Genomic DNA, 11348 nt, shown 5'->3' with positions numbered 1-11348 from the left:
CGGGCACTGCCCCGACAAGGATCAGGAAGGAGAAGACCGGCAGCACTCCGGGCCCGTGGAGCCCGGCGCACCCGCGGCGTCACGCGACGGCCCACCTCGAACGGCCCGAGGACATTACGGGCGAACTACCGAGCAGATCAGCCACCGAATCCCGCTGACGAATCGAGGGTAGTACTCGCCGAAAAAGCAACGGAGTAGCCCCTGACCTGGGGATACTGCCTGGGTGAGGGTGTTCTGGTGCCCTGGGTCACGACGCTGGCCCGGATGGTGACCACCGTGCTGTCTGTGACTGCCCCGCGACCATCATCGAAAGAGGGCTGGACCACGGCTACGAGCCGTCGGAGGCCCTGACCCTGGGCGTAGCCGTCGCCAAGATCCACGGCTTGGCTGTCGCCGACCACGCTCGCCATCAGGGCCTGGCCGCCGCCCTACTCAAGCGGGCCTGGGAGGTCCACGAACAGCTCGGTACTTCCTGCTCCACGGCTCCTACGAGACCGAACGTGACGGCGGCCAGTAGAACTGGCCGCTGACACCGAACGCGACCTGGGCGCATAGGCGGGAGCTCAAGGGTCTCGCTCGGTCGGCCCCGTCAGTCAGGGATGGTGTAGGCGCGTTCTGGGCCGTACCTGAGTATCCCGTTTTCGGGGAGAGTGATGGTGCCGTGCCGACCGGCGCAGCTCCAGTCCAGCGCGAACCGCCAGTCAACCTCGTGCTCGTAGACACCTGGTGTGATCTTGAACAGTTCGGGGTCGCTCGCGTGCACCGTGAACGGAAAGTCGGGTTGGCCGTTTCGCGCGTACGAGGACGGTTCTTCAGCGTTGAGGTTGAGGTTGAAGTCGCGACTGCGCAGGGGCGCGGGGTACACGCCAGAATGGCCTCGGTCAGGGAGGAAGCTCACTCGGCGACGGGTCGCCACGAGCACGCGCATCCCATGAAGGATGACCGCCTGTGCGCTGCGGCCTTCGACCAGCACCGAGATGTCCCAAGGCGTGTACACCCCGTTGGGTAGATCGGAGCGTTCATGTCTTCCGGCCCCGGTGAGTGTGACGGTAGCTATGAGGGGCACGGGGTGGGCCGCCAGCGGGTCGGGGGCGACGTTGATGGTGGCGTCGCCCTGGATCGACCCGGCCTGGACCACCACCACTCCTTGGCCGGTGTAGTGGTTGTGCACGCCAGAGGTGTGCGCTGCGGCAGCCGTGTCCTGCGGCTCGGGGAGGGGCGGTGGCGTCGACATCAGTGTCCTTCCAGTTGCTCGGGGATGCGGGAGGTGCGTAGCTGCTTGAGGTCGGGGGTGTGGTTGTAGCGCGTGCCGACGGAGACCGGTCTTGGGGACCAACGGAACAGCCAGTATCGGTGAGATTGATCATGGTCCCGTCGGCGCGAGGGTGCTGACGCGGTTCTCGTACTCGCGGCGGGCCTTGCGCTGGGCCGGGACCGCCGGGGCGCCCTGGCCGCCGTCGAGGGGCTGGCAGCGGGTGAGGAGCTGACGGTGGACGGCGGGGACGGTGCTGACGCGCAGGGTGTAGCCCTGGCCGCGCCGTACGGTGACGCCGGAGTCGAGGGCGGCCCGCTCGGCGGGCTCCAGTTCGGCGGTGCGGAGGAAGTCGGCGACCTTGCCGGGCATGTCGAGGGTGACCGGCAGTTCCGGGGCCGGGGTGTCCCCGGCATCGGGAGTGTGGTCGGGCAGGAGGTCGGCGACGGCGGTGCGGATGGCGCCGCGGCTGACGTGGTGGTCGCGGGCGAGGGCGGCGATGGAGCGGCCGTCCAGGTACGCGGTGCGGACACTGTCGGTCTTGTCGGCCGGGATGGCGGGGCGGCGTCCGCCCTTGTTGCCCTTGGCCTCGGCGGCGCGCAGTCCGTCGTAGGTCAGTTCGCGCTGGAGGTCGCGTTGGAGTTCGCCGGCGGCGGCGAGGGTCTGCACCATGAACTTCACGGTGGACAGGAGTTCTCCGGTGCGTGGGTGGCGTGCGGTGAGGTCCATGGCGGAGAAGGCGCCGTCGTGGATGCGCAGGGCGAGCCGGTCGCGGTGGAGGACGTCGAGCACGTCGAGGATGTGCTGGGTGCCGCGTACGAGGCGGAACATCTCGGAGATGTGCACGGTGTCGCCCGGCCGCGCGTAGTCGAGGAGCGCGCGGAACTTCGGGCGCTGGAGGGGGTGGAGGCGGCTGGAGGTCCCGGCCTCCTCCTCGAAGACGACCGGGTCCTCGATGCCGGCCTCGGCCAGGACGAGGTTCTGGCGGTCGGTCGACTGCTGGTCGGTCGAGACCCGCTTGTAGACCAGGTTCGCCATCGCGGCCCCTTTCCGCGCGGAGGAACGGACCCTATCTGTCGTCAAACCCTGTCCTCAACCGCCATCGGATCTCATTGGATCGGCGCCCCGGAATGTCCGGGTTCATTGGACGCCCGTGGAGCCTGTCGTCATTCGATCGTTTGACGACAGGCGACCGATGCACCTATGAGCTGGAGCGGGCGGCTCGCCGCCGCCTCGTAGTCCCGTTACGACAGATGACGGGCGAAGAAGGCAATGGTCGACCCCCAGCTCGGGCAGGCCGGGCCGACGATCGCCGGAGTGCTCGCTTGCGAGCGCCTTACGTGGAACTCAGAGCGTCCAGCGACGCCACGGGAACGATGCCATCCGCCCGACGAGCCAATGCCTCATCGATCGTGACCAGCGCATCGGCCTGAAGCCGCGTCACGGCGAGGTATTCGGCGTCCCCGATAGTGTCCCACCCCTGCTCCCGGGCGATCCGCCAGGCTGTGCGACGGGAGACCCGATCGCCCAGCAGTCGCATTTTTACCTCGGTCAGGCGCTCGTGCATGCGCAACGCCTCGACCTCGTCGAGCTCGCCGCAGCTGACCTGTTCGAACAGCAGCGACAGTGCCTGCGACCGCACCGGATTCGGTGCGACAAGCTGGTGATCGGGACTGATCTGCACACCGGTCGACACGATGCGCAGCAAGGTCCTGGCATCGACCACATAGCGCGTCATGGCTCGATGAACTCCCACTCCTCGTCCGTCAGCTGCACACGAGTCACACAAAACGATCTACCGGATCGGAGCCTCGGAGCGAGTCCCGAACCCGCAGATTGATCACGACTCGATACGCGCCCTAGCGCGAGCCGAGAAACTCGATCGCCCGCTGAGTCAGGAGCTTGGCAGCGTCCGGGTCGTAGGACGGCAGCGAATGGTCCGCGAACAGATGCTGGTCTCCGGGATACAGAAACATCTCCGCGTCAGCGGAATCGGAGACGAGCGCGCGAGCAGCATCGACGTCCTCGGCGAAGAACGGATCGGCTTCCTTCGCATGCACCTGCACAGGCACACCGTCAGGCCAAGCCGCGCCGAACTCCGACACAGGGATACAGGCGTGAAACAGGAGCGCGCCCTGCGCGCCCGACCGAGTCTGCGCCAGCTTCTGGGCAGGCAGCACACCGAGCGAGAAGCCGACGTAAACGATGTCCTGCGGCAGGTGCTCGGCCGCGCGGACGCCCCGCTCGGTGATCTCGCCGAAGCCGATCTGCTCGACGTAGCCCGAACCCTCCTCAAGGGAGCCGAAGGTGCGCCCCTCGAAGAGATCGGGCGTGTGGACGGTGTGGCCGACGGCGCGGAGTTCGTCGGCGAAAGCGGCGACGCCGGGGGTCAGCCCCTGCGCGTGATGGAACAGCACGACCTCTGTCATGACCCAACCCCTTGCTCACCAGTAGCGAATGATCCGAAACTCTAGAATAATCGAGATGTGCCGAACAATACCCGCCCCGACTACGATCTCGCCGACGTCACAGACGTGTCAGACCCGGCCCAGCTCCACGCGCTGGCCAGCCCAGTGCGCAACGCCATCCTTGAGCTGCTCCTCGAACGCGCTGCCACCGTGAGCGAATTGGCCGGCGCACTGGACCGCCCGAAGAGCACGGTCGCGCACCACGTGAGCGTCCTGGTCGATGCCCATCTGCTGAAGGTCGTGCGGACCCGCCGGGTGCGGGCCATCGACGAGCGCTTCTACGGCCGCACCGCTCGCATCTTCCGTGTCGGCACGGTCAGCCCGACTGACGGGGGCGTCACTCCGTACTGCAACAACGATCTCGCCACGGCCGCAGCCGAGTCGGTCCCGGCGCACCAGGCAGATCAACTGTCCTCGATCGTGCGGCATGTTCGGATCCCGCAGGAACAGGCCCGCGAGTTCTGGGCGCGGGTCCTGGAACTCGCCAATGACTACGCACAACTGCCGCGCGGAGGCGATGTGGTGTACGGCTTCGCGGCCGGGCTCTACCCGACCGACTATCCGGCGCTGCCAGAGGCTGAGTCTGCGGCGGACTGACCTGTACCGCAGGTCGTGTCGTCCGCAGCCACGGCCTGCAGCCCCCGAACCTTCACCGCCCTGGCCCCATCTCAGGCAGCAACCACCGAGTCACCTGGCCTATCGGACAGGCCCTAATCCGGCTCGCCCCCGTCGTCGTCCTCGTCCAGGGCGGCGGGCGGGTTCCGGGTGTTTCTTCGGGGTGCGGGCAGCGGTGATCGCCGGGTGGCCGTCCGGTGCGGGGTCTCCGAGGTTCTTCCGGGTCGTGGGCGGGCGAGATGGTCGCGTGGGTCAGGTGACCATGCGCTGTCCGGTCGCCGTCCACAGGTCGGTGAAGTCGTCTGCCCAGCGCCAGTGCCTGGGCAGGTGGAGGGCGAGGCGGCGGGCTCCGGTGGCGATCCGGGCGGGGATGTTGATCAGGTGGCGGCGGATGGTTCCGGTCCGCGCCCTGGCGTGGAAGACGGAGGCGAGGTGGCCGGCGGCCCGGGTGAGGTTGTAGGCGGTGGCGGCCAGGGTGAGCCAGGCGGCGTTCGCGGTGAACTTCCCCGACGGCAGGTGGGCGAGCGCGGAGTCTTCCAGATCGGCGAAGACCTGCTCGACCTGGGCGTGTTCACGGTGCATGGGTTCGGCTTGGGCCAGGACGAAGGGGCTGTCGGTGAAGATGACGTGGTGGCGCCAGACGTCGAACAGCTCGGCCTGCCCCTCGGGCACGTTCTTGGGGTTCAGGTGCTTCACCCGGCGCACGATCAGCCGGGCGGTGGTGTGAAAGGCCTTCTTCTTGCTCGTGAACGCGGTGAAGGGGATCTCGGCGATCTCGGCGTCGGAGACCCAGCGTTCCTCTTCGGCGTCCCAGACGGAGGAGGCGTACTTGATTGGTGTCCAGGCGTCCTCGGGGATCGTGGTGCTCGCCTCACGGATCGTCTTCTTGACTGCGACCGCGAGGGAGAAGGCCGCGCCGGCCTTGCGGCAGACGTCGACGACCTTGTGGGAGAAGTACGCGGAGTCGGCGCGGACGATGATCTGCGCGGTGATGCCCATCGCCCGCACCGTGGCCAGCGCCTCACGCAGCAGACTCGCCGCGCCCTTGCCGGAGCCGGCCGATCCCTTGCGCAGCCGCGTGGCCACGATGACGGGTGCGCAGGTGCCCGTCTTCACTGTGACGATCTGGAAGTGCAGACCGCGCTGCTTGGTGTAGCCGAAACAGGCGCCCTGCTTGGCCGGGCCGTAGACCTGCTTGACCTTGGAGTCGATGTCCACGAACACCACCTCGTCCCCGCGGGGGACCAGCCCGGTGTGCGCGGCCAGGCGGCAGGTGAACGCCCGGGTGGCGGACTCCAGTTGACGCACATGCCCCCGGGTGAACGCGCGCAGGAAGCTGCCAGCGTCGACGGGGCGCGCACCGAGCCGAACAAGCGCGGCAGGCCGCCGTGGCGGAGCAGGTCCAGGTCGTCGATGCTGTCGGCCCCGGCGACCATGCCACCCACGATCGACAGCGCCTTCGCGTCAGCGGCCGTACCGGCCCCGTTCTTCGCGCCGGTCAGGCGGAGCTTCTCGGCGATCAGGGCGGTCAGGCCGCACCGCTCGGCCAGCCGGATCGTGGGGACGAGTCCCGCGTGCGCGATCAGATCGGGGTCGTCGAACGCGGCGAACAGCGCCGTGGGGGTGTGGAAGACTTTCACTTACGAGGTGCCTTGCTGTGTGGGACTGATGAGGGCGTAGGAACTCCCATCATCCAGGTCAGCGGGCACCTCTTTCCATTTCACCGTCCACAGCCCGACCGTCACGCGGTGGATCCAGGCTGAACTTGATTGGGTGATGTCGGGACATTCGCCTGACGGCGAACGAGACGGTAAGGCCCCGCGAGGCGTACGAGGTCCCGCGGAGCCGAGTGCCGGCAAGCCGCCGTCGGCGCGAAGTGGCTCAGGTCCAGGGGCTGACGGCTCGGAAGGAGCTGTCTTCACGGAAGAGCTGGGTGGCGTCGTAGGAGTGGAGCCACAGCTCGTTGTTGCGGTGGCGCAGGAAGCGGCCTGGGTAGTTGGTCGACTCCAGCCGGACGCTGCCGCTGGCGGTGCCGGGGCGTGGGATGAAGGTGGCGTCCGAGCGGAAGGCTGCCGTGCCGTCGTCGGCGGCGAGGTGGATGCGGAAGTGATTGTGGCGTAGGTACTGGCCGTTGGCGGCGCGGAGGGAGTAGCCGTTGGGGGCCGCGAGGCCGGGGACGATCGTGAAGGTGGCGTCCTGCTTGACCTGGGTGGTGCTGGCGTTGGTCACCTCGTGGAGGTAGCCGAGGTAGTTCTGGTGGCGGATGTAGCGGGAGGGGTAGTTCACCGACTGGAGGGAGTGGGCGCCGGCCGGCAGGGTGGCCGTGCCGGACTCCCGGGTGTGGGCCAGCGTGCCGAAGCCGAGTTCGTCGAAGCCGCCGCTGTTCGGGCCGTAGTCGCCGCCGCCTCCCTCGGGCCTGACACGGGCCACCATGTCGCCGGTGTTCGGCATGGCCATGCCGCGCCTGACGGCGTAGTGGTGGTAGACCCGCTCCCAGACCGGGCGCACCTGGCCGCGGCCCCCCGTGCTGATAACGGTCTGGTTCACGTTGTCGCAGTTGTTGTAGGTGGTGTACGGCACGTCGTAGCCGAGGTTGTACCGGGCGACGTACTCGCACGCCTTGCGGAAACGGCTGTTGTCGGCGCCGTAGAGATCGATGCCCTGGTTCCAGGCCATCTCGCAGAGGGTGCCCATCAGCCCGATGCCCATGAGGCTGTGCGCCTGGTCGCGGCCGCTCTCCTGCCACTGCGCCAGGTCGCTGCCGTGGAGGAAGGGAATCGCGTGGGCAAGGGAGCCGTTGCCCGCGCCGTTGTGGAAGTAGTTCACCGCCTCGTTGAACTTGGCCTGGTCGTCGCAGAGGATCCCGATGGCCATGATCGAGATCATGTTGCACAGGTCCCAGTTGGCCCAGTAGTGGGACTCGCAGGTGCCGTTGTGCCTGACCAGGAAGTCGGAGTTGAGCGGATAGAAAACGTTGACCATCATGCGCTGGAACCGGGCCAGGTCGAAGCCTGAGTAGCCGCGCATCAGCTCGCCGACGTTGGCGAACTGGTACCCGTAGATGCCTGAGGCGAGGCGGGACTCGGAGTAGGTGGGGTCGAGGCTCTTCAGCGTCGCCGACCAGGCGTTGCAGATGTCCCGGGCGGTGTTGGCGTGGGCGGTGGTGCCGGTGATCTTCCAGCGCAGCGCGTTCTGGTACGCCGCGTGGATGTCGTTGTAGAGGATGTGGTAATTCTGCGCGCCGCTGCCGCCGCGGAGGATCGTCTCCTGCGGGTTGGGCGTCCATCCGGGGTGGGAATGCGTGTTGGTGATGAGCCGGTCCCAGCCCGCCTTCCAGGGCTGCGCGTCCGCGTATACCTTCGCGTGCATGCGGTCGAAGTCGGCCTGAGTGTGGAGCGCGCCGGGGTGGGTGAAAGCCGCGTGGGCGGCGGGTGCCGCGGTGTAGAGCAGTGCGGCTCCGGCGCCCGCCGCGGCGCCGGCTCTGAGGAGATTTCTTCGGGTCACGGGGGTGGGGGGTGTCACGGGTGCTCCTCTACGTCGTCGGGAGATGTGATTAGTGACAGGATGGCGACCCGAGTGCTAGAAAAGGTTGTCTATAGCGTTGTAAAGGCGGCTCATGAAAATGACAAGACACATGTCGCCCGTCTTAACTTTCAGGCCGGTTTTCCGAAAACTATCGGGAACCGTCCCGGTTCCGTCGCGGATCGACGGTGCGACGATGCCGACCGCTGCTGTCGCATGATTGAGGTGGCGCCGTCCACGTCCCCAACCAGCACGCAAGGCTGCGGTGGGAACGGCTCGGGTGACTCGCGAAGTCCGGGTCTGGGCCAGGCTCGCCCCGTTCGGCTTCGTCCTCCTGGTCGCCTGCGTAATCGACTCCACCGTCCGCGCCTTCACCGCCCCAGCCACCGCCACGGCGGTAGGGCGCGACGGCCACGCGGTCGGCGCATCAGGGCCGATCGCCGATTGGAGTCGCTACTGAAGTTGAATGCGTGATGTCGGGCGTGGTCAGGGCGAGTTGTCCAGGGACGGGCCGGCCTGGGCGAGGCAGGCGTCGATCAGTTGGGGCCGGTGCTGGATCTTCTTCAGGCGGTGCTTCACGGCTGCGGCGAGGTGGTCGACCGAGGCGGCGGCGAGGTTACCGATCCCGCGCTTGACCTGCGACCAGATGCCTCTTGCGGGTGGAGATCGGGGCCTAGGGCAGGTAGAAGACGGTCAGCCAGTCCGCGTTGTCCTCGAAGAACGCCTTGAGCTGCGGCATCTTGTGAGCGGCGAGGTTGTCCCACACCAGCACGACCGGTCCACCGAGCTGGATGCGCGCCCGGACGATCAGGTCGCGGTAGTCGCGCCAGGTGAAGCCCTTCGGTTCCCCCTTGCGGCCCCGGTGGAGGCGGGAGCGGTAGATCAGCCTCGACCGCTCGCCGGTCTTGTAGCAGGACATCCCGGCCATCGAGATCCGCCCGGAACCCCGGCCCCGGACCCTCACCACGGGGGTCTGGCCGACTCTGCCCCAGGTTCTGGCACGCGGCGGCCTCTGCGACTGGCTGGCCTCATCTTCGAAGACCACCCAAGCGCCGCGGTCCGCCGCGGTCCTTTTATCTCCGGCCAGACCTCCTTCTTCCACACCTCAACAGCCGTCTCGTCCCGCTCGATCGCCCGGCGCGCGGGCTGCTGGCACGACCAGCCGTGCCGCTTCAGCAGCCGCCAGGTGCCCTCCACGGTGTAGCTGACGTGGAACAGCCGCCCGATCAATGTCTTGATCCTTGCCAGGGTCCAGCGCTGGTCCTCCCAGCCATGGGCCAGCGGGCCGCGCTCCAACTCCCGCTCCAGCCGCGCTATCTGCCCTTCACTGAGCCGGGGACGCCCCGGAGAGCCCTTCGAGAGCACCCCGGCCGTCCCGTGCTCGCGCCATGCACGGCGCCAACGCTCCACCGACCGCTCGCTCACCCGCAGCGTGGCGGCGATCGTGCTGGTCGTCTCTCCAGCCTCGAACCGGGCCACGGCCTCCAGCCGGACCCGCTCCCGAACGGCCCTCCCGGTGTCGGTCAGCCCGCCGCCCTGCGCGTACCTCACGCACAAGGACATACACAGCACCGCCCCGGCCCGTCAGGCGAATGTCCCGACATCACCCAATCAAGTTCAGTAGCGGACGTCGGGCCCCGGACAGCTGCCCGGTCCCCGCTCAGCTCTTGCGGTCACTCAGGACGCAGAACTCGTTGCCCTCCGGGTCGAGGAGCGTCACCCAGTGCTGCCCGTCCTGCACGGTGTCGGCGCGCCGGGCACCGAGGGAGAGCAGCCGGGCGACCTCGGCCTCCTGGTCGTCGGGGCGGAAGTCGGGGTGGAGCCGGTTCTTCGAGGTCTTGCCCTCGGGGACAGGCACGAAGAGCAGACCCGGCATCCGGTCCGGCTCAGGCCGGATCTCGATGATCTCCTCGGATTCGTCGACCACAACCCAGCCGAGAGCCTCGGCCCACCAGCGCCCGAGAGCGACCGGGGCGGCGGAGTCGACGATGATTTGTTCCCATTCCAGTGCCATGGGCCTGAGCATAGGCAGACCGGCGGCCCACCCCGCAAAGCCGCTACTGGCAAAGAGGGCGCTGACGACGAGCTTCGCCGTCAACCGCCTCGATTGGGATGACAGTGCGACTGACTTCACTGTCAAAGGACACGTGTCAGCCAGCCTTGGCAGACGCCTCTGTCTTCGCCCTCGTGGAGGCGGGGGTCGGTGAAGGTCTTGGTCCAGCCATCTGGGGCTCGCACTTGTTCCCTCACAAGAGTTGCCGCTGCCACCTGGCCGTATCCCGGTCCTGAGGTCATCGCTGGTTCTCGCGGTAGCACCCTGGTCTTCAAGGTGCTGCCTTGACCGTTCAGGTGCGAGGAAGGTGTGCCGGTGGCCGAGGCCGGACTCCAGGTTCATCGTGGGCGGGTCCGTCCCCCTGGAGCCGCTGGCCACGGACCCGTGGCAGTTCCAGACCGCGTGTGTCGATGCGTTCGCCGCCTCATGGCGGGCCCGGGGGTTCAGCCCGGTGACCATCGACAACGACATCGGCCTGCTGGAGCGAACCCTCGCGGCTCTGGGCCGACCCGCGTGGGAGGTGACGCCGGAGGACATCGACCGTGTGGTCGGTGACCTCGCGGTGAAGGGCCGGGCGACGTCGACCCGGCGCGAGTACGTGCAGATCTTCAAGAGGTTCCACCGGTTCCTGCAGGCCCGCAAGGCCGCCGAGATCGAGGCAGCGTTCGGCGTCCGGCTGGTCTGCCCGGTCGACGAGTTCAACGCCTCCCGACATGTCGGCGACGACTCCCCGACCCTCGTGCCGCCGCCGACACCGGAACGGGTGGCGGAGTTCTTCGACTTCATGAAGCAGCGGATCGCCACCCCCAGGAAGTACGGGCCCGCCGCCCGGGACTATGCGCTGTTTAGGACCCTGTATCACGCCGGCCTCCGCTCGGAGGAGACATCACTGCTGGAAAAGGCTGGAAAAGCCGGACGTGCACTTCACCCGCGGCCCGTTCGGCAAGCTCCACGTCCGCTTCGGCAAAGGGGCTCACACCTCCGGGCCCCGGCCCCGCTGGGTGCCCATGCTCGACGGCCTGGACCTGGTGCTGCGATGGTTCCTGGACGACGTGCGCCCCAAGTTCCCCGATTCGCCAGCGCTGTTCGCCGACGAGTCAGGCGGGGCCCTGCATCGCGGAACGATCCGCAATCGGCTGCGCTATCTCACCTGCGTTCCGCGTAATTCGGGGGTTCTGGAGTCGTAGCTGGGCTGAAGGTGCAGGTCAGCGGCTTGAGGGCTGGTGGCGCGGCTGGATTTGCCTAGAGACGCGACTTTGCGGATTGGCCTGTTCTGACCTGGGCTTGCTCTGTATGGTCTGGAGTCATGTGCGTGAAGACGACGAAACGGGAGAACAAGTCCGGCACGGTCCGGTACCTGCACCTGGCCCACAACGAGTGGGATCCGGTGAAGGGCCGGGCGGTCCCGAAGGTCCTGTTCACGTTCGGTCGTGAGGAC

The 11348-nt window shown here is 67.7% G+C and carries 9 protein-coding genes and 2 pseudogenes; 3 read left to right on the top strand and 8 right to left on the bottom strand.

The window, feature by feature from the left end:
- The first annotated feature begins 383 nt into the window (after nucleotides 1-383).
- Nucleotides 384-530 (top strand): hypothetical protein, encoded by a 147-nt coding sequence (locus tag RM590_RS36155; RefSeq protein ID WP_394814040.1) that lies wholly within the window; start codon nucleotides 384-386, stop codon nucleotides 528-530.
- Between the two features lie 59 nt (nucleotides 531-589).
- On the opposite strand, the gene RM590_RS35110 is transcribed toward RM590_RS36155, so the two are convergent.
- The 4 genes from RM590_RS35110 to RM590_RS35095 form a co-directional block, all read right to left on the bottom strand.
- Nucleotides 590-1234 (bottom strand): hypothetical protein, encoded by a 645-nt coding sequence (locus tag RM590_RS35110; protein ID WP_311708877.1) that lies wholly within the window; start codon nucleotides 1232-1234, stop codon nucleotides 590-592.
- A gap of 129 nt (nucleotides 1235-1363) precedes the next feature.
- Entirely contained in the window at nucleotides 1364-2290 is a 927-nt protein-coding gene (locus RM590_RS35105; protein ID WP_311708876.1) for a recombinase family protein, read from the bottom strand.
- Between the two features lie 298 nt (nucleotides 2291-2588).
- Nucleotides 2589-2990: a hypothetical protein gene (locus RM590_RS35100; RefSeq protein ID WP_311708875.1), complete on the bottom strand. Its 402-nt coding sequence runs from the start codon at nucleotides 2988-2990 to the stop codon at nucleotides 2589-2591.
- A gap of 121 nt (nucleotides 2991-3111) precedes the next feature.
- Nucleotides 3112-3681 carry a dienelactone hydrolase family protein gene (locus RM590_RS35095; protein WP_311708874.1) on the bottom strand — a complete coding sequence of 190 codons (570 nt, stop codon included), beginning with the start codon at nucleotides 3679-3681 and terminating at the stop codon, nucleotides 3112-3114.
- Between the two features lie 57 nt (nucleotides 3682-3738).
- On the opposite strand from RM590_RS35095, the gene RM590_RS35090 reads away from it, so the two are divergent.
- Complete coding sequence (locus RM590_RS35090; protein WP_311708873.1) at nucleotides 3739-4317, top strand: ArsR/SmtB family transcription factor; 579 nt, start codon at nucleotides 3739-3741, stop codon at nucleotides 4315-4317.
- Between the two features lie 270 nt (nucleotides 4318-4587).
- On the opposite strand, the pseudogene RM590_RS35085 reads toward RM590_RS35090, so the two are convergent.
- The 4 genes and pseudogenes from RM590_RS35085 to RM590_RS35065 form a co-directional block, all read right to left on the bottom strand.
- Nucleotides 4588-5975, bottom strand: a pseudogene (locus RM590_RS35085) (IS1380 family transposase).
- 241 nt (nucleotides 5976-6216) lie between these two features.
- Nucleotides 6217-7839 (bottom strand): AbfB domain-containing protein, encoded by a 1623-nt coding sequence (locus RM590_RS35080; RefSeq protein ID WP_311708872.1) that lies wholly within the window; start codon nucleotides 7837-7839, stop codon nucleotides 6217-6219.
- Between the two features lie 504 nt (nucleotides 7840-8343).
- Nucleotides 8344-9408, bottom strand: a pseudogene (locus RM590_RS36270) (IS630 family transposase).
- 109 nt (nucleotides 9409-9517) lie between these two features.
- Nucleotides 9518-9871: a VOC family protein gene (locus RM590_RS35065; RefSeq protein ID WP_311708869.1), complete on the bottom strand. Its 354-nt coding sequence runs from the start codon at nucleotides 9869-9871 to the stop codon at nucleotides 9518-9520.
- Nucleotides 9872-10361: 490 nt separating this feature from the next.
- Between RM590_RS35065 and RM590_RS35060 the strand changes: the two genes are divergently transcribed.
- The gene (locus tag RM590_RS35060; RefSeq protein ID WP_311708868.1) at nucleotides 10362-11075 is read left to right on the top strand and encodes a hypothetical protein; all 714 of its coding nucleotides are present in this window, start codon (nucleotides 10362-10364) and stop codon (nucleotides 11073-11075) included.
- The last annotated feature ends 273 nt before the right edge of the window (nucleotides 11076-11348 follow it).

Origin of the sequence: Streptomyces litchfieldiae (genome assembly GCF_031845365.1) — a bacterium.
Classification (GTDB): Bacteria; Actinomycetota; Actinomycetes; order Streptomycetales; family Streptomycetaceae; genus Streptomyces; species Streptomyces litchfieldiae.
Note: the sequence above shows the minus strand (reverse complement) of the source record. Positions and strands in the feature narration are given on the sequence as shown.